The sequence below is a fragment of the Granulicella sp. L46 genome (assembly GCF_009765785.1).
Taxonomy (GTDB): domain Bacteria; phylum Acidobacteriota; class Terriglobia; order Terriglobales; family Acidobacteriaceae; genus Granulicella.
The window spans coordinates 130,680-154,436 of record NZ_LMUT01000015.1; the positions used below are offsets into that span (position 1 = coordinate 130,680).

At 60.0% G+C, this 23,757-nt stretch carries 25 protein-coding genes; 7 read left to right on the forward strand and 18 right to left on the reverse strand.

The genetic code is table 11. From position 1 onward, the window contains the following. Positions 1-27: 27 nt before the first annotated feature. From GSQ80_RS17015 to GSQ80_RS17045, 7 genes are all read right to left on the reverse strand, one after another. Positions 28-1,122, reverse strand: a complete 1,095-nt coding sequence (locus tag GSQ80_RS17015) for a DNA-directed RNA polymerase subunit alpha (protein WP_158788871.1) — start codon at positions 1,120-1,122, stop codon at positions 28-30. 157 nt (positions 1,123-1,279) lie between these two features. Further along, entirely contained in the window at positions 1,280-1,912 is a 633-nt protein-coding gene (gene rpsD / locus GSQ80_RS17020; protein ID WP_158788872.1) for a 30S ribosomal protein S4, read from the reverse strand. A 128-nt stretch (positions 1,913-2,040) separates the two neighbouring features. After that, positions 2,041-2,463, reverse strand: a complete 423-nt coding sequence (rpsK, locus tag GSQ80_RS17025) for a 30S ribosomal protein S11 (protein ID WP_158788873.1) — start codon at positions 2,461-2,463, stop codon at positions 2,041-2,043. 3 nt (positions 2,464-2,466) lie between these two features. Then, positions 2,467-2,847 carry a 30S ribosomal protein S13 gene (gene rpsM / locus GSQ80_RS17030; RefSeq protein ID WP_158788874.1) on the reverse strand — a complete coding sequence of 127 codons (381 nt, stop codon included), beginning with the start codon at positions 2,845-2,847 and terminating at the stop codon, positions 2,467-2,469. 180 nt (positions 2,848-3,027) lie between these two features. Next, positions 3,028-3,141, reverse strand: a complete 114-nt coding sequence (gene rpmJ, locus GSQ80_RS17035) for a 50S ribosomal protein L36 (protein WP_158788875.1) — start codon at positions 3,139-3,141, stop codon at positions 3,028-3,030. Positions 3,142-3,233: 92 nt separating this feature from the next. Next, positions 3,234-3,452 carry a translation initiation factor IF-1 gene (infA, locus tag GSQ80_RS17040; protein WP_014264250.1) on the reverse strand — a complete coding sequence of 73 codons (219 nt, stop codon included), beginning with the start codon at positions 3,450-3,452 and terminating at the stop codon, positions 3,234-3,236. A 219-nt stretch (positions 3,453-3,671) separates the two neighbouring features. Continuing rightward, a complete protein-coding gene (locus GSQ80_RS17045; RefSeq protein WP_158788876.1) occupies positions 3,672-4,001 on the reverse strand; it encodes a VOC family protein in 330 nt (109 codons plus the stop codon). A gap of 88 nt (positions 4,002-4,089) precedes the next feature. Between GSQ80_RS17045 and GSQ80_RS17050 the strand changes: the two genes are divergently transcribed. Further along, positions 4,090-4,776, forward strand: a complete 687-nt coding sequence (locus tag GSQ80_RS17050; protein WP_158788877.1) for a hypothetical protein — start codon at positions 4,090-4,092, stop codon at positions 4,774-4,776. 230 nt (positions 4,777-5,006) lie between these two features. Continuing rightward, entirely contained in the window at positions 5,007-5,522 is a 516-nt protein-coding gene (locus tag GSQ80_RS17055; RefSeq protein WP_158788878.1) for a polymer-forming cytoskeletal protein, read from the forward strand. 451 nt (positions 5,523-5,973) lie between these two features. On the opposite strand, the gene GSQ80_RS17060 is transcribed toward GSQ80_RS17055, so the two are convergent. Both GSQ80_RS17060 and GSQ80_RS17065 read right to left on the reverse strand, forming a co-directional pair. Further along, positions 5,974-7,614: a glycoside hydrolase family 28 protein gene (locus GSQ80_RS17060; protein ID WP_254059719.1), complete on the reverse strand. Its 1,641-nt coding sequence runs from the start codon at positions 7,612-7,614 to the stop codon at positions 5,974-5,976. Between the two features lie 3 nt (positions 7,615-7,617). Next, positions 7,618-9,297, reverse strand: coding sequence for an alpha-amylase family glycosyl hydrolase (locus tag GSQ80_RS17065; protein WP_158788879.1), 1,680 nt, complete (start codon positions 9,295-9,297; stop codon positions 7,618-7,620). Positions 9,298-9,474: 177 nt separating this feature from the next. On the opposite strand from GSQ80_RS17065, the gene GSQ80_RS17070 reads away from it, so the two are divergent. Then, positions 9,475-10,125, forward strand: a complete 651-nt coding sequence (locus GSQ80_RS17070) for an FmdE family protein (protein WP_158788880.1) — start codon at positions 9,475-9,477, stop codon at positions 10,123-10,125. Positions 10,126-10,404: 279 nt separating this feature from the next. Here GSQ80_RS17070 and GSQ80_RS17075 read toward each other — a convergent pair whose 3' ends face one another. The 3 genes from GSQ80_RS17075 to GSQ80_RS17085 all read right to left on the reverse strand — a co-directional run bounded on the left by GSQ80_RS17075 (position 10,405) and on the right by GSQ80_RS17085 (position 14,763). Next, positions 10,405-10,737: a hypothetical protein gene (locus GSQ80_RS17075; protein WP_158788881.1), complete on the reverse strand. Its 333-nt coding sequence runs from the start codon at positions 10,735-10,737 to the stop codon at positions 10,405-10,407. 120 nt (positions 10,738-10,857) lie between these two features. Beyond that, entirely contained in the window at positions 10,858-12,504 is a 1,647-nt protein-coding gene (locus tag GSQ80_RS17080) for a tannase/feruloyl esterase family alpha/beta hydrolase (RefSeq protein WP_158788882.1), read from the reverse strand. Between the two features lie 189 nt (positions 12,505-12,693). After that, the gene (locus GSQ80_RS17085) at positions 12,694-14,763 is read right to left on the reverse strand and encodes a TonB-dependent receptor (protein ID WP_158788883.1); all 2,070 of its coding nucleotides are present in this window, start codon (positions 14,761-14,763) and stop codon (positions 12,694-12,696) included. A 163-nt stretch (positions 14,764-14,926) separates the two neighbouring features. On the opposite strand from GSQ80_RS17085, the gene GSQ80_RS17090 reads away from it, so the two are divergent. From GSQ80_RS17090 to GSQ80_RS17100, 3 genes are read left to right on the forward strand one after another with little or no spacing between them, the layout of a single operon-like run. Beyond that, complete coding sequence (locus GSQ80_RS17090; RefSeq protein WP_158788884.1) at positions 14,927-15,529, forward strand: inorganic diphosphatase; 603 nt, start codon at positions 14,927-14,929, stop codon at positions 15,527-15,529. 2 nt (positions 15,530-15,531) lie between these two features. Continuing rightward, positions 15,532-15,888, forward strand: coding sequence for a DUF3147 family protein (locus GSQ80_RS17095; RefSeq protein ID WP_158788885.1), 357 nt, complete (start codon positions 15,532-15,534; stop codon positions 15,886-15,888). Positions 15,889-15,911: 23 nt separating this feature from the next. Beyond that, positions 15,912-16,331, forward strand: coding sequence for a hypothetical protein (locus GSQ80_RS17100; protein WP_158788886.1), 420 nt, complete (start codon positions 15,912-15,914; stop codon positions 16,329-16,331). 197 nt (positions 16,332-16,528) lie between these two features. Here GSQ80_RS17100 and gatA read toward each other — a convergent pair whose 3' ends face one another. The 5 genes from gatA to GSQ80_RS17125 all read right to left on the reverse strand — a co-directional run bounded on the left by gatA (position 16,529) and on the right by GSQ80_RS17125 (position 20,113). After that, positions 16,529-17,989, reverse strand: coding sequence for an Asp-tRNA(Asn)/Glu-tRNA(Gln) amidotransferase subunit GatA (gatA, locus tag GSQ80_RS17105; protein WP_158788887.1), 1,461 nt, complete (start codon positions 17,987-17,989; stop codon positions 16,529-16,531). Positions 17,990-18,152: 163 nt separating this feature from the next. Next, a complete protein-coding gene (gatC, locus tag GSQ80_RS17110; protein ID WP_158788888.1) occupies positions 18,153-18,482 on the reverse strand; it encodes an Asp-tRNA(Asn)/Glu-tRNA(Gln) amidotransferase subunit GatC in 330 nt (109 codons plus the stop codon). Between the two features lie 26 nt (positions 18,483-18,508). Further along, positions 18,509-18,793, reverse strand: coding sequence for a DciA family protein (locus GSQ80_RS17115; protein ID WP_254059720.1), 285 nt, complete (start codon positions 18,791-18,793; stop codon positions 18,509-18,511). 6 nt (positions 18,794-18,799) lie between these two features. Next, positions 18,800-19,414: a D-glycero-beta-D-manno-heptose 1,7-bisphosphate 7-phosphatase gene (locus GSQ80_RS17120; protein ID WP_158788889.1), complete on the reverse strand. Its 615-nt coding sequence runs from the start codon at positions 19,412-19,414 to the stop codon at positions 18,800-18,802. A 201-nt stretch (positions 19,415-19,615) separates the two neighbouring features. Beyond that, the gene (locus GSQ80_RS17125; RefSeq protein WP_158788890.1) at positions 19,616-20,113 is read right to left on the reverse strand and encodes an HNH endonuclease; all 498 of its coding nucleotides are present in this window, start codon (positions 20,111-20,113) and stop codon (positions 19,616-19,618) included. A 161-nt stretch (positions 20,114-20,274) separates the two neighbouring features. On the opposite strand from GSQ80_RS17125, the gene GSQ80_RS17130 reads away from it, so the two are divergent. Then, complete coding sequence (locus GSQ80_RS17130; protein WP_216850400.1) at positions 20,275-22,956, forward strand: FG-GAP-like repeat-containing protein; 2,682 nt, start codon at positions 20,275-20,277, stop codon at positions 22,954-22,956. Positions 22,957-23,474: 518 nt separating this feature from the next. Here GSQ80_RS17130 and GSQ80_RS17135 read toward each other — a convergent pair. Then, the coding region (locus GSQ80_RS17135) for a HisA/HisF-related TIM barrel protein (RefSeq protein ID WP_254059721.1) at positions 23,475-23,757 on the reverse strand (283 nt) is incomplete at its 5' end.

Genomic DNA, 23,757 nt, shown 5'->3' on the forward strand with positions numbered 1-23,757 from the left:
GTTAACCCTGCTGCGCCGCGGGTTTCATTAGAACGATTCCGGCTCGCTGGCGAGATCGAGGTCATCTTCTTCCTCGTCCTCGTCCTCATCGTCGAAGTTGCCATAGCTGGCCGCCAGAGTCGCTGCCGGCAGTACCGACGTCGGCCCCGGAACCGGGTTGCCCTGCTCATCAATCTTCATGCCCAGCGAAAGACCCATCTGCGCAAGAATTTCCTTGATCTCGTTCAGGCTCTTGCGTCCAAAGTTCTTGGTCTTCAGCATCTCTGCTTCGGTCTTCTGAATCAGCTCGCCGATCGTCGCGATGTTGGCATTCTTCAAGCAGTTGTAGCTGCGCACCGAAAGCTCAAGCTCTTCAACCGAGCGGTTGAGATTCTCGTTGCGAATCGTCAGCCCATCGTGCGAAGCTTCCGACCCCGCCTCCAACTCCTCTTCGAAGTTGATGAAGATCGTCATGTGGTCCTTGAGCAATTTCGCCGAAAGTCCCAAAGCGTCCGCAGGAAGAACCGTTCCGTTCGTCCAGATCTCGAGCGTCAGCTTCTCGTAATCGGTGATCTGGCCCAGACGTGCAGCCTCCACAAGGTAGTTCACCTTGCGCACCGGCGAGTGGACCGAGTCCACCGGAATAAATCCAATGCCCAGATCGCTATCGAAGTTCTTATCGGCCGAAACGTAGCCACGGCCGCGCTTCAAACGCATCTCCATGTCAATGCGTCCGCCCTCGGAGATCGTGCAGATGTAAACATTCGGATCCAGAATCTCAACGTCCGAATCAGCTTCGATCGAGCCCGAAAGAATTACGCCCGCAGCATCCGCACGCAGATACAGAGCCTTCGGCCCCTCGCCGTTCAGCTTGAACGGAATCTGCTTTAGGTTCAGGATGATGTCGGTCGCATCTTCCACCACGCCCGTGATGGATTGAAACTCGTGCAGCACGCCCTCGATGCGCACAGCCGTTACAGCCGCGCCTTCAATCGAAGACAGCAGCGTGCGACGCAACGCATTACCGATGGTCGTACCGAAGCCGCGCTCAAAAGGCTGCGCGGAAAACTTGCCATAGATGTTCGTGAGTGTCTCTTGGTCGACTGCGAGACGCTTGGGCTTTTGAAAACCTCTCCAAAGCATGGGGAATCCTTTCTTCATCGCACACGCGAAGCATTCTGCGTGGCTGATGGACCTGCGGTTATGAATAAAAAGCCATTAGCTGCCGATTGCCAGCCAAGGCCAAACGCTCGTCGCCGCTGGCTCCCGGCCGAAACCAGGAGCCAGCGGCTAAAAGCCATTACTTGCTGTAAAGTTCGACGATCAACTGCTCGTTCACAGGCAGGTTCACGTCCTCGCGCTTAGGCAGCGCAATGACCTTGCCCGACAAATTGTCCGAAGCCACTTCCAACCACTGCACGCGGCTCTGACCCGAAATGAAATCCTTGGCTGTCTCAAGCAGTACAAGCTGCTTGGAACCCTCGCGGATCGCGATCACGTCGCCAACCTTGCACTGGAAGCTCGGAATGTTCACCTTGCGGCCGTTCACCTGCACATGCCCGTGGCGAACTACCTGGCGCGACTGGCGACGGCTCATCGCAAATCCCAGCCGATAGCAGACGTTGTCCAACCGCGTCTCCAACTGCTGCAAGAGCAGTTCGCCGGTAACGCCGGTGCGGTTCGCAGCCTTCTCGTAATACGCGCGGAACTGCGTCTCGAGCGTGAAGTAAATGCGCTTGGCCTTCTGCTTCTCGCGCAGCTGCAGACCGTAGCCCACAACCTTCTTCACCTTCTTGGACTGGCCGTGTTGGCCTGGGGGAAAGTTGCGCTTCTCGACGGGGCATTTATCGGTAAAACACTTCGCGCCCTTGAGGAACAGCTTGGTTCCGTCCCTGCGGCAAAGCCGGCAGACGGGTCCTGTATAACGTGCCATTTCTATCTCTCCATACTTCGGTTGTCGATCGCTTTACACGCAGGCTGCGCTTCGTCGCGATCCAATTACAGGAACAAGTTGAGACAGAGCCAACGAACGAACCGCCGCCCTGCCTCAACCAGGGAAAATCAAACGCGACGGCGCTTCGGCGGACGGCAGCCGTTATGCGGCATCGGCGTAACGTCGCGGATCGAGCGAACCTCAATCCCCGCAGCAGCCAGTGCACGGATCGCGGACTCACGTCCCGAACCCGGCCCTGCAACCCGCACGTCGACCGAGCGCAGACCGTGGTCGCGTGCAGCCGTAGCCGCACCCACCGCTGCCTGCTGCGCCGCGAACGGCGTGCCCTTACGCGATCCGCGGAAGCCGAGCGAACCCGAGCTCTTCCAGCTCAGCGTGTTGCCCTGCTGGTCCGTAATCGTCACGATCGTGTTGTTGAACGAAGCCTGGATGAACACCAGACCAAACGGAACATTCTTGCGTTCGCGTTTCTTGAACTTCTTATTCTTTCCGACCTTCGCGCCGGTACCCTTATTCTGTGACTTTGCCATGGGTTACTTCGTCGCTTTCTTCTTACCGGCAACAGTTCCCTTGCGAGGACCTTTGCGGGTACGAGCATTGGTGTGCGTACGCTGTCCACGAACCGGCAGCGAGCGGCGATGCCGCAAACCACGGTACGACTGGATCTCGATCAGGCGCTTGATGTTCAGCGAAATCTCCTTGCGAAGATCTCCTTCAATGCCGCCCTCTGCTTCAATCACTTGACGAATCTTGTTGAGCTGGTCCTCATCGAGGGTAGCCATCTTGACAAAGGGATCGATCCCCGCCTTCTCAAGAATCTTGAGAGCGCGAGGGTCGCCAATGCCGTAAATGTAAGTGAGCGCGATTCGTACCTGCTTGTTTCCTGGCAGATCGACGCCGGCAATACGTGCCATGGTGTGCCTTTCGGTTGGGCTTCGAGCATTGCTCTAAAGCGGGGTTGATCGTTGTGCGGCTGACCTGACTGCTGTCTCCTCCGGGTTCATCGCACGCCTTGACTTCGGCGAACTCGCCCAGTGGGGCCGCATTGCTAAAACTGCAGAAAGACCAAAGCAAAAAGTTCTTGCTGTCTTTCTTTAGCCCTGGCGCTGCTTGTGCTTCGCGTTCTCACAGATCACGCGAACGATCCCCTTGCGGTGGATCACCTTACACTTGTCGCAAATTGGTTTTACTGACGCACGAACCTTCATGAAATTCCTCAGTTCTCTGTTGTTAGTTCTCAGTTCTCAGTTGACCATCTGCCGTTCCTGAGAACTGACATCTGAGAACCGACAACTTGCTACTACTTGTACCGATAAACGATCCGGCCGCGGTTTAGGTCATAAGGGCTGAGCTCGATAGCAACTCGATCGCCGGGGAGGATGCGGATGAAGTTCTTGCGCATTCTGCCCGAAACATGCGCCAGGACCTGGTGCTTGTTCTCGAGCTCTACCTTGAACAACGCATTTGGCAGCGTCTCAACGACCACCGCCATTACTTCAATTGCATCTTCCTTCGACAAACAGTCTCCTTCGATAGAGTCCACGCCTCGCGGCGCAGATCAGCTCCATCTGCTTTCCCTTGAACCTGTTTCGTGGGCTTCTGATAGTCCCCCCTGGCATCGCCCGGCAATCTTTCAGCCAGACACACTAGAGCAGACGGCGGAAGGTACACGCACCATCTGCAAGTCTACCCCAAATCAGTGCTTTTTGAAACCCCCCACCCCTAACCCGACACAGCTCTATCGGTCCGATAACTGGATGGGATTGCCATCCGGATCCTTCCCATCGCACAGACAGAACTGCTCCCCCACCCGCACCTTACCGAACTTCGCCCCCAACCCCACGAGCCTTTCCCGCACCGCAGCCACATCCTTCGCATAAAAGACGATCTTCGGACCCTTCTTCCCAGGCGACGCCGGTCCCGAATGTAACGCAATCCTTACCCCTCCCGCGGCAAACTCCTTCCACCCTTTCTCCCCCGTAACCTGTTTCAATACAAGCACTTCCCCATAAAACAGACTCATCGCCTCCATCTTCTTGGTAAACAAAATCACCCGCGCCATCTCCATGCCAACCCCTCCCCGTCAACCACACCAATCCTAACCAATGTACCGCCCATCACTGAACCTGCCTCACCCCTCTGCTAGCCTTCCACGCATGCAGACCCTCCGCCCGGCTCTAGTGCCCCTGCTCCTAATCCTCGCCTTCACGATCCCCGCCGCCGCCAAGCCCCCCAAGGTCCACACCGTGACCCTCGGGCCCGCGCGCCGCGTCCCCTACACCCCGCCCGAAGCTAACCCCGACAACAAATCCGAAGAAGCCACCAGCCTCCACATCCGTGGCCTCTACGTCGACGGCATTCAAAAGGAGTGGACCGTCGGCGAAGTCCACGACGTCACCGACCGCACCTTCGTCGTCCGCCGCGCCCTCCACATCAACGACTCGCTCCCCGCCGAGTCCCCCCGTTGGACCTGGCAGCCGGCCTCCTGGCTTATGGTCGACCGCATCAGCGGCCACATCACCGCGCTCCACCTCGCCGACTACGACGCCGACATCTCTGACGTCGTCTGGTTCCGCAACTACGCCGCCTACTGCGGCATCTCCACCACCGCCAAAGGTGGAGTCGTCGCCGTCATCGCCGAGCTCGGCGCCCGCAAAGCCGTCGTCCAGAAAATCATCGCGCCCTGGCCGCAACTCACACCCCCTTGGCCCGTCTGCGCCCGCGCCAAATGGCAGCGCACCCCCATGCGCGCCACCATCCAACCTACCAACGGCGCCCCTGTAACCTACGACGTAGTCGGCACCGTCTCCCTCATCGAAGAAAACGACAACTCCGAGCAGTAACGCCAACTTGCGCCCTACCACACAAACTGGCGTTTTGGGGGTAACTTCCAAGGCGCAGCATCAAAGAACTCCACAGAACAAGCCCATGCTCAAAGTAGTATCGTGATCTCAGCGCGGGAGCCAACGCTGTGCCACACGCCTGAATCTCAATCCACTGGCGCAACAACAGCTACCAGCCTCAAACCCCTCCCCCTGGGGAAGGAACAGCCGAAAGGAACATAAGATCCTCTATGTGGAAACCAAACCAACCTGGCAATACGCCCGCGGCTCCAGAGCCGGTGCGTCCTACTTCGCCCGCTGCAACACCTGCTTTCACTTCCGGCGCATCCGCCACCACCCCAGGTGCGATTCCTAACAGCGAGCAAGCCACCATCGGCAAGAGTCTCGTAGTCAAAGGCGAGGTCTCCGGTTCCGAGTCCCTCTACATCGACGGTAAAGTCGAAGGCGCCATCAACCTCCCCGGCAACCGCGTCACCATCGGCCGCAACGGCCAGGTAGCCGCCAACATCAGCGCTCGCGAAATCGTCGTTCTCGGCAAAGTCCGCGGCAACTGCCAGGCCTCCGATCGCGTAGACATCCGCAGCGAAGGTTCCCTCACCGGCGACGTCATCGCCGCCCGCATCTCCATCGAAGACGGCGCCTTCTTCAAGGGCGGCATCGACATCCGCAAGCCAGGCAACGAAGCCAAGCCCGGCACCCCGTCAACCACAACCACCACCCCCGAGCCAGAGCACAAAGAAGCCTAGCTCTAACCATCAAGCAAACTACAAAGCCCCGGCACCCGCCGGGGCTTCTGCTTGTGTAGTTGCATTTTCAGTTGTAGTTGCTATTGTTCCTGATCTTGCTCTTGCAAGGTTTTCGCCGTCATCCTGAGCGCAGCGAAGGATCCCTGCATTGGTCTTTGCAGTTGATCTTGCTCTTGTCGCTCTTGCAGTTGTTCTTGCTCTTGCGGTTGCCTTTCTTTCTGTCATTCCCTTCGGGAATACGCTTCCGTCTTTGCTCTTGCCGTTGTTTTTGCCCTTGCATTTCTGGCTGTCATTCCGAGCGCAGCGAGGAACCTGCTTGTCGCTCGCGCAGCGAGCGCCCGTTCTTGCCTTTGCTCTGCCGGATTAGCAGGGGCTTTAGCCCCCTGAAACATCTCCACCCACAGAAGGCGCTTTTGCCCGGGCCGTTCGCTTATTTTCCGCGGTACTCCCCCTAAACCGTCTCACTCTCCACCGCCGCCACACTCATATCCTTCCCCGCCCGCGACCACAAAATTCTCAAATCCTTAACCCCCCGCAGCGCAAAGTTCTTCTCCCCCGGCGCCGTCACCGCAAAGAAGTCCGCCCGCTCCACATCCTCCAACCAGAACGCCGGCCGCTCATCTTTTCTCTCCGGCGCAATCTCCACGTGCGACATCTCCAGCCGTTCCAAGTGCCGCACAAAAAATCCATTTGAAGGCGTAGCCCCAAACCTCCCCACCTCGGGATAACCATCCACCATCTCCGGCACCACTCTCCCCATCGCCTCCGCCGGATACTCCCCCGTATGCCCGAAATAGCAATTCGACAACTTCACATCCTCAATCGCATTCCCCGGAATCCCAGAAAAAATCGACGCCGTCTTCGCAGCCGAACCATGCGACACCAAATTCGAGATCATCACTCTCCGCAGCGTCCCCGCGCGCATCGTCTCCTTCGGCCCACGATTCCGCGCATTCAGCCGCAGAAATAAAGGCGCATCCAGCGTCCCCCGCATCGTGATATTCGAGATCGCCACATCTTCGAAGTACGCCCCATCGCTGGTCTCCAGCGAAATCCCCCGCGAGTCCTCACACACACAATTCGTAATCGCAATATTTCGGAACCCCCCATTCGACTCCGTCCCACACTTGATCCGCCCATTCCCCCAAACCTTGTTAGCCGGCCCATACTTCTTCCAAGTCCCATCGAGCACGGTCCCCAGCTTGTACATCCCCGCAACGAAACAATTCGCAATCGTGACATTCTCCGTCACGCGCCGCTCCCCCAGCGCGTAGCTAGACTTCGGACAGATCGCATCATCCCAAGGCGAGTTCACCGTACAGTTACTCACCCGCACATTCCTGCAGCCATCAATATCAAACCCATCCCGATCCGTATCCACCAACACGTTATCGATCGTCAGGTTCTCGACACCTGTAGCCAGCAGCGCAAAGTGCCCACCCTTCAACACCGAGAAATCTCGCAACAAAACATTCCGACAATTCTTCAGCGCGATAGTCTTATTCCCCACGCCCGCCTGCTCCGCAATAAATCCACCTGTCCCATCGCGCATTTCTTTCGCTCCACTACTCAACCCCTTCCCCCAAATCAATCCCCGCCCATAGATCGCAAAGTCATGCTGTCCGTCCGCATAGAACAGCGAATTCGCCCAATGGTTATGCCCATAATCCTGATAAGCCTCCCACTCCTGCGCCGGCCCCGCAGAATCATACGTTCCCCCGCGATACCCCGTCGTCTCACCGACCCGTGGCGAATCCGCCGCCAAAATTACGCACCCATTCGACAGCCAAAGATCCACCCCACTCTTCAACCGAATCGTAAAGCAAACATAAGTCCCCGCCGGAAACACCAGCGTCCCCCCACCCGCCGCAGCAACCGCCTCAATCGCCCGATTGACAGCCGGCGAATCCACAGTCTTGCCATCCCCCGCAGCCCCATAGCTGCGCACATCAAACAAGACCTTCGCATCTGCAACCCGCGTCACTTCGGCCCGCGCAACATACCCAACCGCAGACGCAACCGCCAACGGAGAAACCTTCAATAAATCTCGACGATCCATAGTGAAAGGAATCGTATCAGGCCAACTCAACATCCATCACTCCAAAGCAATCAACAATCCCTCCCCCGCCTCCACCGTAACCGTGCCCTCCACGCTCGACCCCGCACCATCCAGCAGCGTAGTCAATACCACCGTTCCCTTCGCACAACTCACCGTAGCCACCTCCGATCCCAAATTCAGCACCACCTGAAAATCCGTACTCTCGCCATCCTCCAACCCCACTCGCCGAAACCGCAGCACCGAACCCTCCGCCACCACCTCCGCAATTCCGCCCGCATGCAGCGTGTCATGCTGCCTTCGCAGCGCCAGCAGCTTCCGATAAAGCATCAGCATCGATTCCTTCCGCCCCCCCTGCTCCGCCGCATTCTCCGTCTCCCACCCCGCCTCGAGTGGCAGCCACGGCACCGCATCCGGCATCGTGAATCCGGCATTCGGCGCACTCACCCACACCATCGGCGACCGCTCCGGATCCCGCCCCCGTCCCTTGCCCGGTTCATTCTTCTCCGCCGGATCGCGCACCTGGTCCGGCGCAATCACCGCATCCACCATCCCCAACTCATCCCCGTAATACATCGTCGGAGTTCCCCGCAGCGTCAGGAGCAACAACGCCGCCGCCCGCGCCTGCTGCTTCCCAATCCGCGTCGCCAGCCGCGGCTGATCATGATTCCCCAACACATAATTCGGCCAGGCCCCCGCCGGCAACAACCCCTCATACTTCGTGATTACCTCAGCAATCGCATCTGCCGCCCACCGCGTCTGGATCAGCGCAAAATTAAACGGCAGATCCGCCCCACTCAACTGCGGCCCTGCTCCGTAATATCTCACCAGCCGATCCAGCGGAAGATAAATCTCCCCAATCAACACCCGGCTCGACCCCACTCCCTTGTCGCCGATCGTCGGCCTATACGCCGCCATCAACGCCCGCATCTCCGCCACAATCTCCAGCGTCTCCGGCTGATCCGCATTGAATACCGGCAGCACGCGCTTCACATCATGCTGCGCATCGTAGTACTCCGGATTCGGAGGATTGCTCTGAAAATAAATATCCTTAATCAGCAGCCACAACACATCCATCCGAAATCCATCCACCCCTTTATCCAGCCAGAACCGCATCGCCGCATACATCGCCGCGCGCACCTCCGGATTCCGCCAATTCAAATCCGGCTGCTCCTTCAAAAACGAGTGCAGATAAAACTGCTGCGTCCCCTCATCCCACGTCCACGCCGGCCCACCAAACTGCGACATCCAGTTATTCGGCAACCGCGTCGGCGCCGGTTGCCAGTTATCGCCCGCGCGCGCCGCATCGTGCCACAAATACCAATCCCTCTTCGCATTCGTCCTCGAAGAGCGCGACTCCACAAACCACGGATGCTGGTCCGACGTATGATTTGGCACGAAATCCAAAATCACCCGTAACCCCTTCGCATGCGCCGCAGCCAGCAGCACATCAAAGTCCTTCATCGTCCCAAACAGTGGATCGACGCCCGTGTAATCGCTAACGTCATACCCAAAGTCCGCCATCGGCGACGGAAAAATCGGCGAGATCCACACCGCATCCACGCCCAGCCCTTTCAAATAATCCAGCCGCGCCGTGATTCCCTTCAAGTCCCCAACGCCATCGCCATTCGTATCCTGAAAACTCCGCGGATACACCTGGTAAATCACACCCGTCTGCCACCACTGCGCCGCTTCGAACTCACTATCAGCCATGCTCATAAGATGCCACGCGCCTAACGGCCGATTCTGCTGCGCCTCTTGCCCCGGTCAAACTCAGACGCGCCAAGAATTAGGGACCCGAGGCTTCAGCCTCGGGTCCCATAGCTAACTCGGAAGTCAGGGGCTTTAGCCCCAAGGTATGCACTTGGATTCTCCAGCGCGTAGCATCCAATCATCATGCGCGCCACACTAGATTCTCTCCTTCACGAAGCCGAAATCACACACGGCCATCTCTGCGCCGGCCAGGTCCTCGGCGTCCGCATGGCCATGCTCGCCCTTGCGCGTCTAGGCATCGATGATCCCCGCCCCCGCACCCTCCCCGACGGCTCCCCCAACCCCGACCGCAAGCGCCTCGTCATCTTCATCGAAATCGACCGCTGCGCAACCGATGCAATTGCGGTCGTCACCGGCTGCCGCCTCGGCAAGCGAGCCCTCAAGCACCGCGACTTCGGCAAGATGGCCGCCACCTTCATCGACCTCAACGAAAAACTCGGCGACCCCGACAACACCGACCAGCACGATTACAAGGCCCTCCGCGTAGTAGCCCTCGAAACCTCCAAGTCCCGTGCCCGCGAACTCTACCCCGACCTCGAAAAGAACGCGCAACAAATGAAAGCCTACCGCGAGCTACCCGACGAAGAACTCTTCTCCACCGAATGGGTTCGCGTCCCCCTACCCCCCAGCGAATTTCCCGGCTACAAAGGCGAACGCGTAACCTGCGCCCGCTGCGGCGAAGGCGTCAACTTCGATCGCTTCGTAGAACAGAACGGCGAGCGCCTCTGCCTGGCCTGCGCCAACCCCACCACCCTCTACTACCAACCCCTCTAGTCCCCCGGTCTGCAGGTTTGCCGTTGCCCTTGCTTTTCTTTCTGTCATTCCCTCTGGGAATCTGCTGCTGTCTTTGCAGTTGCTGTTGTTTGTTTTCGCCGTCATCCTGAGCGCAGCGATGGACCCCCACATTGATCTTTGCCCTTGTCCGTTCTACCGGATTAGCAGGGGGCTTCAGCCCCCTCAATCCCCCCCTCCTGGAAAGCGGCTTTAGCCCCGGCTCACCAAACAGCAAGGCCGCCCCGGTTAGGGCGGCCCTGCGAACCTCGTTCTCAATCCTTACCGACGCCCACGACCCCATCCGCCACGGTCATGATCGAACCGACGGTCACGATCCCATCCGCCACGGCCATAGAACCCGACGCCAACCGTAGGGCCATACACCGGTCCCGCATAGTAAGGCGCGCCATACGCAACCACTGGAGGTGCGACCACCACTCTCGGTCCACCATAGAAAACCCGTGGTCCGCGGAAGCCAACCACAACCCGTTGCGCCTGTGCAGCAGGAGCCGCTGCCACCAGCAGACCACCAGCCAGCGTTGCCGCTGCCAGCACCTTGACTGCGTTGAACTTCATACCTCTTACCTTCGCTGTGATGTTTGCAAGTTTCATGACGTTCCTCCTGCACTGCCCTGAGATCCGCTGTGCAATTAGATAAACGCAATCCCAGCCACCGTGTTGCGCGCAACTTCTTCGCAACTCCGTGTTCAACGCCCCATGCTGCACCCACTGCTATTTCTTGGCTGTTTGGATATTGTTTTCCGCGCCACCACGCAAAGCCTCTCGCCGTCCGCGCAGGACCGTCACGCACGTAAAGCTCGCCGCACTCTTCACATTCCCCACCCCGTCATACTTCGGCCACGCTGGCCACTCGCACAACGGCCGCGTCCTCCCATTGTTGTTATCAGTCACCACCAGATTCACTGGCGCCACGCCGCCATCCACCCAGGCATCCAGCGTCCCCACCGTATCGAACCCCCCATCGAACCGCCCATCCCCATGCCCCATCCCCGGCACCAAATAGAGTCGCGCAAAGTTCTTCGTTTCCTCGATCCCCATCCGCGCCTCCACCCTCTCGTAATAATCCACAGTCGAGTTCGTAGGAATCACCACATCAGACGTCCCATGCACCAAAATCAACTTTCCCCCGTGCGCCACAAACGGTTCCAGCGCCACGCTCGTGCTATCAATCTCCACTGCCGCCTTCACCAGTTCGTCATGCCACGGGCCGTCGCTATTGATATCCAGCGTTCGCGAATTAAAATTCTGACCACCCATCAGGAAATTCCGAGTTACGTCATCGCCAATCACATACCCAAAACTATTCAGCACCACCACCGGATTCTTCAGCGGAAAGTGCAGCAGCCCCACCGAGGGTGTCAAACTAGCCCCCGCCAGCACGTTATATCCCGGCACGCTGTCCACTCCATTCGACAGAGGCACCGCCGTCCGCTCTTCCGTAGCAAACGTCTCCAGCGTGTGCAGCTGCGCATCCGACAGACAGCCGTGATGCGGCTTCCCGTCCGCACACCTCAAACTCTCCGCCGGCACATCGCATCCTGCCGGGTCAGAGATAATCCCATCCCGCAGCCCATCCTTCGCATCGCAGCGCTCTTCCACCTTGTGCGCAATCATCCGCGTCTTCGAATAGCCCAGGAACCCACCCGGCGCATACAGTGCCTGTGCCGTCCGCACAAATTGCAGATCCAGCTCCGCCTGGTCCCACGCCGCGTACGCCGCCATCACCCCGTCATAGTCCGCGGGATACCGTTGCACCATCCACAGCGCCTCGCGTCCCCCCGTCGACCCGCCAATAAAGTACATCCTCCGCGGCGCCGCCCCATACCGCGCCTTCATCAACACAACTGCTACATCATGTAGCTTCTTCACCGCTTCGCCCGCAAAGTTTCTCTGCATCTCCGCATTGCGCGCGAACGTCGCATTCAATGCATTGATCGCATCCGGCAGCGGAAAATAACTGCGGTGATGTCCCCCATCCGACCCCAACGTCGCATACCCCCGCATCAGCGGCGTAGCCTCTTTCTTCAGCCCCACAGCCGTCCGTCCCAACCCATCCGACTTCCCAATGTATCCATCGAACGTACCGCCGCCGTACTGCAGCGCCTTGCCATTCCACACCTCCGGCAGGTTCAACTCAAAATGAATATCATCGGCCTGCGGATCCACCGGATAGATCTTCCCCATCACCCGGCAGTACGCCACCCCACCCTCATGCCGCTCTCTAGCCGAACTCACCGCCGCGCCCGTAGTCGGCAAGCCAATCAAACTCGCCGGCAGCACTATCCCCTTAAGCCCCGCACACCCTGGACTCTCCGCCCGCGCCACGCACGCCGACGCCGCAACCACGATCATCAGCATCCAGCATCGAATCGGGGAACCATTCCGCAAATTAATTCTCCCGCGTTAGCCCTTTAGACTACGCCTCCATCCCCACGTCGCCCACTGTTAGATCACCCAGCCCCACCCCACGACTTTTCGCGGCCCTTGCACTTGCCGTTCTTTCTGTCATTCCCTCTGGGAATCTGCTTCTCAGCATTGCCCTTTTCCCTAATCCCTGCCCCACGCATACCGCACTCCACCCAGCACCAGTCGCGGAGCCGCCAGCGTCAACACCGGCGTAAGTCCCGCATCAATCGTCCGATTCAACAAGTTCTGTGCCCCCGCATACACGCTGAACCCTTTCCCCAACTCCCTCTCCGCCGACACATCCACCCGCGCATACGGCCGCAGCACATACTCATTCGCCGCATCATCAAAAGCCTTCCCCTCATAGCTCCCAAAGCCATGAAACGTCGCAACCTTCGGCCACACATAATTCACCACTCCTGTAACCGACTGCCGCGGCACCTCCGGAATCCAATTACCCGTAAGATTCGCCTGCGCCGGACTGCTCGAGTTGAACGCCGTCACCGTAGCCACCGCCAGCTGGTACCCAAAGCTCGCATCCAGTCCGCGCCATGTCGCCGTCTGCCCCTCCACCATCGCGCCCCGACTCTGAATCTGCCCCAAATTCTGCCGCTGCAACAACTGCGTCGTCGCCGTCTGGCTCAACTCCACCGCCGATATAGGACGATTCACCTCCGTCCAAAAATATGTAGCCCGCAACCTCCCCACGCGTCCCCCCACTTCACCGCCAAACTCAAACCCCGTAGCCCGCTCCGCCAGCAGAGCATCATTCGCCAGCGTAGTCTGCTGTCCCACCTGCCCCGTCCGATACAACTCATTCATCGTCGGCCCGCGAAACGCCCGAAACCCCGTCCCCGTCAGCAAGAATCCATGCCCCAACGTCTTCACCACACCCAGCCGCGGACTCACCATCAGCTCATCCAACTCGGGCAACACCGTCACCACCCCGCTAGTCGACACCACCCTTCGCGCATCGAACGTCCGAAACGAATCCACCCGCACCGACCCCGACACCGACCACCCCTTCGGCAACCAGATCGCATCCGCATATCCGCCCGTCTCCCTCTGCCGCGCGCTCGTACTAGCAGTCGACGCAACCTCCCCGCCCACCACAGCCGACTCATTATCCGTAGCCCGCACATCCCGCACATCCACCCCCAGCGCCCCCGTCACCGTCCCCACCGTCTTCGCCCCCTGCGCCACCAAACCCATCTCATCCACCGGCACATGCTGCAACTTCGTCAGCACCTCCGAATCCCGATCCGCCGCAATCGCCGAAAAGCTCTGCCGAAACGCCTCTCGCGACCCATACGCCCGCACCACCCCACTCCCCCACCCACCCTCCGCATCCACCCCACCCACATACCTCCATAGCCGAGTCCCATTTGTCTGCAGCGGCGTCCCATTCCCCCGCGCCTCATTCAAAACATTCCCCAACAAGAATCCCCGCACTTCCTTTGTCCCGGCCGTACTCAACACCAACCGCCCACTCTCCGCATCCACATTCGCCGGCACATCCACCGTCCCCCGAAACTCCGGCGCCGTCGGAATATACCCATCCGTCTTCAACCCCGAAGTTGCCGCCAACACAGCCAACCGCCGCATCGCCCCCGACACCAACGCATTCTCATACACCGTATTCTCCGTAGCCCCACCAACATCCGCCTTCACCATCATCCCCCGCTGCACCGGCATCACCGGCACCACATCCACCACGCCCCCAATCGCACTCGACCCATACAAATCCGCCGCCCCACCTCGCAGCAGATTCACCTGCTCAATCCCCAGCGACGGAATCTCATCCCAATGAACCCATCCTCCAAACGCATCGTTCAGCGGCACCTGGCCACTCACCAGCAGCGTTCGACTAGCCGCCGTGCTCCCCAACCCGCGCAGGCTCACCCCCTCCGTAGTAGGATTCGCCGTCCACGAACTCGTCCTCCGAAACAACTGAAACCCCGCCACCTCATGCAGCCGATCATCCAGCGTCAACCCGGGCTGCGCCTGCATCTGCTGCTGCGAGACGACCGCCACGCTGGTAGCTGAATCACTAACCCCCACCAACCCCCGATCCGCACTCACCGTAACCGAATCCGTGCTGCGCACCTGCGGCGATCCCGTAACCTGCACCGGCGGCGCCTGCCCCCAAGCCCCCGACACGCAGCCCACCACGCAGACTCCCAGCACCAACGATCGCAGCCCACGTCCCATCTCTTCAGCCTCTCACACCCCACTCATCCATCCCCACCCACGATCCCCTTTGCGAAACGTTGAAGCCTTCGCGACCTTTGCGTCAGAGCCCTTGCCGTTGCTCTGCCACAAAGTCGCGAGCAACCCCGCGCCTCGATTAACACTCTGTTCACACAGGAGCATCATGAGCAAAAAGAGCAAGTTCCCCCCACCCCCGAAGACCTCCCTCGCCGACCCCACCAAGCTCAAGCCCTTCACCGAGAAGTCCGCCGAGAGCACCACCGGCACCGCCAAGGCCGGCGACAAACTCCTCCAGGTCATCATCGAAACCCCCAAAGGCTGCCGCAACAAATACAGCTTCGACGACGAACAAAAAATCTTCGTCCTCAAAGCCGCCCTCCCCGCCGGCATGGTCTTCCCCTACGACTTCGGCTTCCTCCCCCGCACCCTCGCCGACGATGGCGACCCCATCGACGTCCTCGTTCTCATGGACGAACCCGCCTTCCCCGGCTGCGCCCTCATGGCCCGCCTCATCGGCGTCATCGAAGGCGAGCAGACCGCGAACAAGAAGATCACGCGCAACGATCGCCTCGTCGCCGTAGCCGAAACCGCTCACATGTGGGCCAACACCAAGTCCATCAAAGACCTCCCCAAGAAGGCCCTCAAAGAGATCGAAGAGTTCTTCGTCAACTACCACAAGCTCCAGGGCAAGAAGTACAAACTCCTCGCCGTCAAAGGAGAAAAGACCGCTCTCGACCTCATAGCAAAGGCCAGAAAGAAGGCGTGACCATGCACGGCAACGCCCCCGACCTCATCGCTCGTTTCCTCATCGGCGGCGCAGTGGTCATCGTCTTCTCCATCATCGGGGACATCTTCAAACCCAAGAGCCTCGGCGGCATCTTCGCCGCCGCTCCCACCATCGCCCTCGCCTCCATTTCGCTCACCGCGCACCAGCACGGCACCACCTACGTCTCTTTCGAAGCCCGCTCCATGATCGCCGGAGCCCTAGCCTTTTTCGTCTACGCCTGCGCGGTCAGCTTCATCCTCATGCGCTATCGCCCCCGCTCGCTTGTGGCCGCCGGAGCTCTCAGCCCCATCTGGTTCGCAGTCGCCTTCACCCTCTGGGCCGTCTGGCTACGAAAGTAAACCCGCTGCGAAGGGAGACCCTCATGCTCATCGGAATCAACGTCGCCAAACTCCGCGAAGGCACTCCCACCGAATACCTCACCCGCTTCCTCTTCGGCGGCATCGTCACCGTGCTCGCGACCCTCATCGCCGGACACTACGGCCCCATCATCGGAGGCCTCTTCCTCGCCTTCCCCGGCATCTTCGCCCCCGGCCTCAGCATGACCGAAACCCACGCCATCGAGCGCAAAGCCAAAGCCGGCGCCAACGGCATCCTCTTCGCCCGCGCCGAAGCCAGCGTAGAAGCAGCCGGAGCCTCCATCGGCGCGCTAGGCCTCGCCGCCTTCGCCCTGATCCTCTGGAAAGGCCTCCCCACCCACAGCCTCGCCCTCATCCTCCCGCTAGCGGGCGCAACCTGGCTGACCGTCTCTGTCCTACTCTGGTGGCTTCGCAAAAGAATCTAGCAACAGAGCCCTTCGCTTAGCCCTACCCCACGCACTGTCATCCTGAGCGAAGGGCGCAGCGCGCAGCCGAAGGACCCGCCACACAGCCCGCAGCGCGGCCCGTCGCATGGTTTTTCAACCACGACACGCCCTTGCCTTTGCTTTTCTTTCTGTCATTCCCTCTGGGAATCTGCTTCTTCTTTGTGTCTCTGGTCTTACTAATCCCTGTTCCCTAATCCCTCTACCGCTGCTCCCACCCGCAACATCGTCGCCTCATCAAAATGCTTCCCCAACACCTGCACCCCAATCGGCAACCCGTCCGCGGTCTTACCACAAGGCACGCTCATCCCGCAGATCCCGGCCAGCGAAGCCGCCACCGAATAAATATCCTCCAAATACATCTGCAGCGGATCGTCCGTCTTCTCGCCCAGCTTGAACGCCGCAGTCGGCGTCACGGGCGCAACAATCGCGTCCACCTTCTCAAACGCCTGCACAAAATCCCGAGTCAGCAGCGCCCGAACCTGCTGCGCCTTGCGATAGTACGCGTCATAATATCCAGCCGACAGCACATACGTCCCCAGCAGAATCCTCCGCTTCACCTCCGCGCCAAACCCCTCATCGCGCGTGTTCCGAAACATCGCTGCCAGCGTCCCAGCATCTTCCGACCGCAGCCCAAACCGCACCCCATCAAACCGCGAAAGATTCGAGCTAGCCTCCGCCGTAGCAATCACGTAATACGTCGGCACTGCATACTTCGTGTGCGGTAGCGACACCTTATGAATCGAGCAACCTGCCGCCCGCAACCCATCCAGCGCCTTCTCAATCGCCGCTCGAATCTCCGCATTCAACCCTTCGCCGAAGTACTCCTCCGGCACCCCAATCCTCAAACCCTCCACGCCCTTCTTCGTCTCCGCGGCATACCCACCCACAGCCGCATGCGAAGACGTAGCATCCATCTCATCGGGCCCCGCCAGCACTTCCAGCATCACCGCAGCATCTTCCACCGACCGCGCAAACGGCCCCACCCGATCCAGCGAAGAAGCAAACGCAATCAACCCATATCTCGACACGCGCCCATACGTAGGCAGCACGCCCACCACCCCACAAAACGCCGCCGGCTGCCGAATCGAGCCGCCCGTATCCGTCCCCAAGCTAGCCACGCACAACCCCGCCGCCACCGCCGCCGCCGACCCACCCGAGCTCCCTCCCGGCACCCGATCCAGCGCCCGCGGATTCTTCACCGGCCCATAAGCCGAGTTCTCATTCGACGACCCCATCGCAAACTCATCGCAATTCAACTTCCCTAGCACCACCGCCCCAGCAGCCTCCAACTTCCGCACAACCGTAGCGTCATAAGGCGGCCGATACCCCTCCAAAATCTTCGACCCCGCCGTGGTCACGACACCCTTCACGGTCAGCACATCCTTAATCCCCACCGGCACCCCAGCCAGCGCCCCCACTGCGTCACCAGCCTTCACCGCAGCGTCCACCTTCTCCGCCTGCGCCATCGCCCGCCCCCGCGTCAGCGCCAAAAAGCTATGAATCTCCGGATCAACCGCCGCAATCCGCTTATAGTGCTCCTCAGCCAGCGCCGCCGCCGACAAGCGACCCTCCACCACCCCCGCCCGCGCCTCCGCCAGCGAAATAGTCTCAATCGAAGAATGCACCACGTCTGCCATACCTACGCCCTACTCCTTACCCTGCCGCTGCAGTTGCTCTCGCCGTTGCCCGTTTCTCGCCGTCATCCTGAACGATGTGAAGGACCCCCGCATTGGCCTTTGTCCTTGCACTTGCTCTTGCATTTCTTTCTGTCATTCCCTCTGGGAATCTGCTTCCAAATCCCTATCGCTCAATCACCTTCGGCACCTTAAAAAATCTCCCATCCGTCTCAGGAGCCTCCGCCATCACCAGCGCCCGATCCACCGAATCCTTCACCACATCCGCCCGCAGCGTCTCGCCTCCCTGCGCAGCCTTCAACCCCAGCGCCTGCCCCACCTGCGCCATCGGCTCCACACTCGACGTATCCAGCTCATTCATCTGCGCGATATACCCCAGCACGGCATTCAAATCCTTCGCCATCCGCGGCAACTCCTCCGCCGTCAGCTCCAAATTCGCCAAATCAGCGACATGCCGAACATCCTCCACCGACACCGCCAAACGTTCCTCGCCCATAATCTCTACGCTCTACTCTCCACGCTCTAATCCCTGCCCTTAAAGTGTATCCCGCCAAGCTTCACCCCCGCGATCCGCCCCAAATCATTAGCCAGCGCCGTCCGCATCGACACAAACTGCTGCATCCACTGCGCCCCCTCCACCCTCACATGCAGCCAATTCTCGGCATCCAGATACATCACCTGCGCATGCCCCGCAAGCGCGCTCCCACACGCCACCGGCCACGCGGCCATCAACCGATCCTCATCCGGCAGCTCGCGCAAACTTCTCCCCAGCGACCCGCGCAGCAAATCTCGCATCCCCTGCATCATTCCAACTTACTCCCCAGCCGGGTCCAACGCTCCATCCACATCCGCATCCCCATGCGCGACCTCATCCGCACTAGCCGCCGCGGCCACCACCAGCCACTCCTGCACCTGGTGCAGCGTCTTCACCGTCTTGTACTCGCCCTTACACCCATCCATCTCCGTCCCCTCCAGCAAGAAGGCGGTTCGCAATCCCGCCGCATTCGCCGCAGCAATATCCGTACACCGATCCCCCACCATTACCGACGCCCCAAGCTCCACGCCCAACTCCTTCGCCGCCCGCCGTAGCATCCCCGTTCCCGGCTTCCGATCCTCATGCTCGCGCTTATACTTCCCCACCCCCTCAGGATGAAACGGGCAGAAGTAAACCGCATCCAGCGCCACACCCTGCTTCACAAACTCCTCCAGCATCCACTCCATCAGCGCCTCATACTGCGCCTCCGTATACAGTCCCCGCGCAATCCCCGCCTGGTTCGTCACCACCACCAACCTGTATCCGAGCCCCACTGCCACCCGACACAACTCAAAGATTCCCTCCACCCACCGCACCTCCTCCGCGGCATGCAGATACCCCACCTCATGATTGATCACCCCATCCCGATCCAGAAACAACGCTTTAGCCCGCACACCCATAGCACCAACCTCACACCGTCTATTCTCCACCCACTTAAAGTACGCGCCACCCATTACCCTCAGATTTCTTTTCGCCCCAGAACTGTCATCCTGAGCGCACCGCACAGCGCGAAGCCGAAGGACCCGCCACCCAGCCAGCAGCCGCAAGCCGCCCCATGGTTCCCAACCACAAGTGCCCTTTGCCTTTGCTGGCAGCTACCCGATGCCCTTCAGCCTCCGCCGCAAATCCGCCGTAACCTCCCGATGGCAGCACAAGCAAAGCGTCCGCAGATTATCCAAATCACACTCCCCACCCCCTTCCGCCACGGCCCGCACATGGTCCGCATCCCACAACGACCGCCTCGCCCCCACCGACCGCATCCCCCAAACCTCCAGTAACTCCCCCCTTACCTTCCCCCGACTCCGCTTCAACTCCGCATAAGCCGCCACCGTATCGGTCCCACACAACCCACACACGCCCTTATCCCGCAGAAACACCTGGTCCCGCAGATACCCAGGATCGGACCGCAGCCTCCACTGGTGCACGCAATACGCCGAGCAAAACGTCCGCCGCCGCTTAGCCAGAATCTCCATCCGACACCACCGGCAAAGCGGCCGCCCATGCGCCCCCACCTCGACCATCTCCCCGCCAGCCCACCCAGCCTCCGCCAACCGCCGCCCCGGCAATCCCCTCGCACTTTTCTGAGCCGCCATCCCCCTCATCTTAACCGCTGACACTTCCCGGCAAGTCAGCAATAAATTCTCGACGACACGCACCGAATCGATTAGCATCCGTGAAGAATTCAAATCAACCAAACCAACAAGCTTAGAATTCGGCCAACATGCCCAGTTCCACGCTGAGATCAAGTGGGAATATGACCGTCAGGTTCTCTCGCACGTCGCGCCTCCTTTTTGCTTTCGTCTGTGCCTTCTGCGTTTCGCTCGCTCATCCGGCGTGGGCAGTCTCAACCATCACCACCACGGCACTCACCCTCGCCTCCAGCAGCGGGTCAATCGCACAAAACGGCACGATCGCCTCCGGCTCAGTTCTTACCCTGACCGCGACGGTCACCGCCGGCACGACCCCCATCACCATAGGTTCTGTCTCCTTCTGCGACGCCAGCGCGACCCTGTGCTCCGATATCCACCTCATCGGCACCGCTCAGATCACACCTGGCGGCACCGCTGTCTACAAATTCATCCCAGGCATCGGCGCCCACAGTTACAAAGCCGTCTTTGCGGCAACACCCAACGGAGCAACCGCCTACGCCAGCAGCTTCTCCGCAACCTCGACCCTCACCGTTACAGGAACCTACACCACCACCTCCACGCTTACATCCAGTGGCGCTGCAGGAAATTACTCACTGACCTCAACCGTAGTCGGCGCCGGAACTCCAGCCCTAACTGGAACGGTCTCTTTCCTCGATATCACCAACTCCAACTTCGTCCTCGCAACCCAGTCCGTTGGCCCCCCCGTAAGCAGTCTTAGCTTTCTGGACGCTAGCAGCCCCAGCACCGGTGAAGATCCAAACGCAGACGTGATTGCTGATTTCAATGGAGACGGCATCCCTGATGTCGTCGTATCCAATTACGGAGATGACACACTTACCGTCATGCTTGGAAAAGGTGACGGCACGTTCACTGCTGCTCCAGGAAGTCCCGTCAGCGTAACCTTCGATCCTCATGACCTCGTCGTTGGAGATTTCAACCACGACGGCAAGCTGGATCTGGCCATGAACAATAGTTATTACGATGGGGTCGTGACCATCCTTCTCGGCAATGGCGATGGTTCCTTCACGCCCGCGCCCGGCAATCCCATTACCGTCGGCAACTCATTCCAAACGGTCAACTCCTTGGTGTCGGGAGACTTCAACGGCGATGGCATTCCGGATCTGGCGGCCGGGCCCTCCAACGGACCCTATCCCCCAGGTGGGGGAGTCCTTGTCGTACTTCTCGGCAACGGCGACGGCACCTTCCAGCAACTACCCGGGATAATCCTCGCCCAGGGTCCTTGGCTCGCCGCGGGAGACTTCAACGGCGATGGCGTAACGGATCTGGCCGCGGTCGACTACTATGGAAGCGACGCTGCAATCTACCTCGGTAACGGCGATGGTACCTTTCATCAGGCGCCTGGCAACACCTTGACCGTTGGACCTGAGGCCAATGCCGCCGTCGCCGCAGACCTCAATGGCGACGGGATCCTGGACCTCGCAGTCTCAAACCTCGTCGGTCCCATCAGCAATGGCACAATAAGCATCTTTATGGGCAAGGGTGACGGCACCTTCACTCCCGCCTCCGCAAGCCCAACCGTCGGCGTAAACCCCTACGCCATCGCCTACGGAGACTTCAACGGCGACGGAAAGCCTGACCTCGCAACCGCCAATAACGGCGACGACACCGTCAGCTATCTCCTCGGCAACGGAGACGGCACCTTCCAGCCAGTGATCGCCAGTGTCTATCTCGGTCAGTTCACTACCGACTTCGCTACCGGAGACATCAATGGAGACGGCGTGACCGATGCTGTCGCCGTAACGCAAAGTACGCCCCTAGGTTCCTATGATGGAATCGCTTCTGTCCTCCTTTCCCAGCCAACCGTCACCACTACCGCCGTAGTCAACGGCATCGACCCAATCGGCACCGGCACTCACCAAATCCAGGCCTTGTACCCCGGCAACTCCAGTTACTCCTCCAGCACCTCTAACCTCGTCGCGCTCACCGCTGAACAAGCCACCCCCTCCATCACCCTCAGCCTCTCTGCATCGACCATCACGACAGCCCAGCCTCTCACCGCAACCATCGCCATCAGCGGCCCCGCCAACGACCCCACCCCAACCGGCTCCATCACCCTCACCAGCGGCAGCTACACCTCAACCTCAACACCACTCTCTGGCGGCTCTGCCAGCATCACGATCGCTGCCGGCGCGCTCGCGGTAGGAAGCGAAACCATCACAGCAACCTACAGCGGTGACACAAACTACGCGAAGGCAACGACCTCCGCCCCGGTCACCGTCACCGCCATCCCTCCCAGCTTCGCTATCACCTCCACCAGCGTCACCATCCCCGGTCCCGGTAGCACCACCAGCAACACATCAACGATCACCGTCACTCCCGCGGGAGGATTTACGGGCAGCGTCAGCTTGGCCGCCGCCCTCACTTCAAGTCCCGCTGGCGCCGTCGATCCCCCAACCTTCAGCTTTGGCTCAACCCCCGGCGTCGCCATCACCGGCACCAACCCAGGCACGGCAACCCTCACCGTGCTCACGTCGGCCGCTTCCAGCGCATCGCTCAATTCACCAAAACTGTTTCCCTCGCTCACCGCAGACGCCACATTCGCTTGTCTGCTGATCTTTATCTCCTTCAAACGCAGGCGCAAATCAATCGGCGCGCTCGCCCTCTCGTTCTTCCTCCTGGCCTTCGTCGCTTCCCTGTCCGGATGCTCCAGTGGCCCAAGTACTCCCCCGAATCCCGGAACAACTCCAGGCACCTACACCGTCACCGTCACCGGTACATCGGGCACGCTAACGACGAACAGCGCCGTGACCGTTACAATCCAGTGATCTCGCTACCGAGGCCGATCAAGGGCCAACGGCCCGGTACATCACAGCCTAGGTCAACAAGACGTCGGAGCCACTACCTCGCTGCCGCAGGCCGGAGTGAAGCCGCAGGCGCAACGACAAAATTGCCTTCCTCGCTGCCACCCCACCCCCACAATCGCCAACCACGCGAAGCCCCCGCCGTCCGCGCAGGACCCGCGTAGGACAAATCTTGTCAAGCCCCCAAACCACCTAAACCAAACATTCCAAACCAAATAGAGTTGGCATAGTTACCCCACGCGAAAGCCTATAATAGAAACAGGCCCGAAAAGCACCCCACTCCACCGCGCCCAACCAGGCAAAACTCTCCCACCATCCGCGCAGGACAGGGGGTACTTTGCCTCCTAACCCGCCTGAATGCAAGACTTTACGGCAAGAGTACCCCGGACCATGTCATACTTTGCCGCCTAACCCGCCTGAGCAGACTACTTTACGGCCAAAGTACCCCCCGAGGGGGGTGGGGGGGTACCCTCACTCCAGCCTCAACAAGGCATCCGCATCGGAACACCCGCTGCCGACACCTCAATCTTCAGCGCCCGAGAATCCGTCACCCCAAAGTGAAAGATACTCGCCGCCAGCGCCGCATCCGCCTTACCCGCCAGGAACACCTCGGCAAAGTGCGCCGCCGACCCAGCACCACCCGACGCAATCACCGGGATCTGCACCGCCTCGGACACCCGCCGAGTCAGCTCGCAGTCAAACCCGCCCCGAGTCCCATCCGCATCCATACTGGTCAACAAAATCTCCCCCCCCCCCCCCGCCCCC

Coding starts and splice junctions, on each gene's coding strand:
- GSQ80_RS17075 (WP_158788881.1), bottom strand. CDS start 10,737: ATGAAACTTGCAAACATCACAGCGAAGGTAAGAGGTATGAAGTTCAAC.
- rpsK (WP_158788873.1), bottom strand. CDS start 2,463: ATGGCAAAGTCACAGAATAAGGGTACCGGCGCGAAGGTCGGAAAGAAT.
- GSQ80_RS17015 (WP_158788871.1), bottom strand. CDS start 1,122: ATGCTTTGGAGAGGTTTTCAAAAGCCCAAGCGTCTCGCAGTCGACCAA.
- GSQ80_RS17060 (WP_254059719.1), bottom strand. CDS start 7,614: ATGTTGAGTTGGCCTGATACGATTCCTTTCACTATGGATCGTCGAGAT.
- GSQ80_RS17065 (WP_158788879.1), bottom strand. CDS start 9,297: ATGAGCATGGCTGATAGTGAGTTCGAAGCGGCGCAGTGGTGGCAGACG.
- gatC (WP_158788888.1), bottom strand. CDS start 18,482: ATGGGCGAGGAACGTTTGGCGGTGTCGGTGGAGGATGTTCGGCATGTC.
- GSQ80_RS17070 (WP_158788880.1), top strand. CDS start 9,475: ATGCGCGCCACACTAGATTCTCTCCTTCACGAAGCCGAAATCACACAC.
- GSQ80_RS17085 (WP_158788883.1), bottom strand. CDS start 14,763: ATGGGACGTGGGCTGCGATCGTTGGTGCTGGGAGTCTGCGTGGTGGGC.
- GSQ80_RS17090 (WP_158788884.1), top strand. CDS start 14,927: ATGAGCAAAAAGAGCAAGTTCCCCCCACCCCCGAAGACCTCCCTCGCC.
- GSQ80_RS17130 (WP_216850400.1), top strand. CDS start 20,275: ATGACCGTCAGGTTCTCTCGCACGTCGCGCCTCCTTTTTGCTTTCGTC.
- GSQ80_RS17115 (WP_254059720.1), bottom strand. CDS start 18,793: ATGATGCAGGGGATGCGAGATTTGCTGCGCGGGTCGCTGGGGAGAAGT.
- gatA (WP_158788887.1), bottom strand. CDS start 17,989: ATGGCAGACGTGGTGCATTCTTCGATTGAGACTATTTCGCTGGCGGAG.
- GSQ80_RS17095 (WP_158788885.1), top strand. CDS start 15,532: ATGCACGGCAACGCCCCCGACCTCATCGCTCGTTTCCTCATCGGCGGC.
- GSQ80_RS17100 (WP_158788886.1), top strand. CDS start 15,912: ATGCTCATCGGAATCAACGTCGCCAAACTCCGCGAAGGCACTCCCACC.
- GSQ80_RS17080 (WP_158788882.1), bottom strand. CDS start 12,504: ATGCTGATGATCGTGGTTGCGGCGTCGGCGTGCGTGGCGCGGGCGGAG.
- GSQ80_RS17055 (WP_158788878.1), top strand. CDS start 5,007: ATGTGGAAACCAAACCAACCTGGCAATACGCCCGCGGCTCCAGAGCCG.
- GSQ80_RS17050 (WP_158788877.1), top strand. CDS start 4,090: ATGCAGACCCTCCGCCCGGCTCTAGTGCCCCTGCTCCTAATCCTCGCC.
- rpsM (WP_158788874.1), bottom strand. CDS start 2,847: ATGGCACGTATTGCCGGCGTCGATCTGCCAGGAAACAAGCAGGTACGA.
- GSQ80_RS17125 (WP_158788890.1), bottom strand. CDS start 20,113: ATGGCGGCTCAGAAAAGTGCGAGGGGATTGCCGGGGCGGCGGTTGGCG.
- GSQ80_RS17045 (WP_158788876.1), bottom strand. CDS start 4,001: ATGGAGATGGCGCGGGTGATTTTGTTTACCAAGAAGATGGAGGCGATG.
- rpsD (WP_158788872.1), bottom strand. CDS start 1,912: ATGGCACGTTATACAGGACCCGTCTGCCGGCTTTGCCGCAGGGACGGA.
- rpmJ (WP_158788875.1), bottom strand. CDS start 3,141: ATGAAGGTTCGTGCGTCAGTAAAACCAATTTGCGACAAGTGTAAGGTG.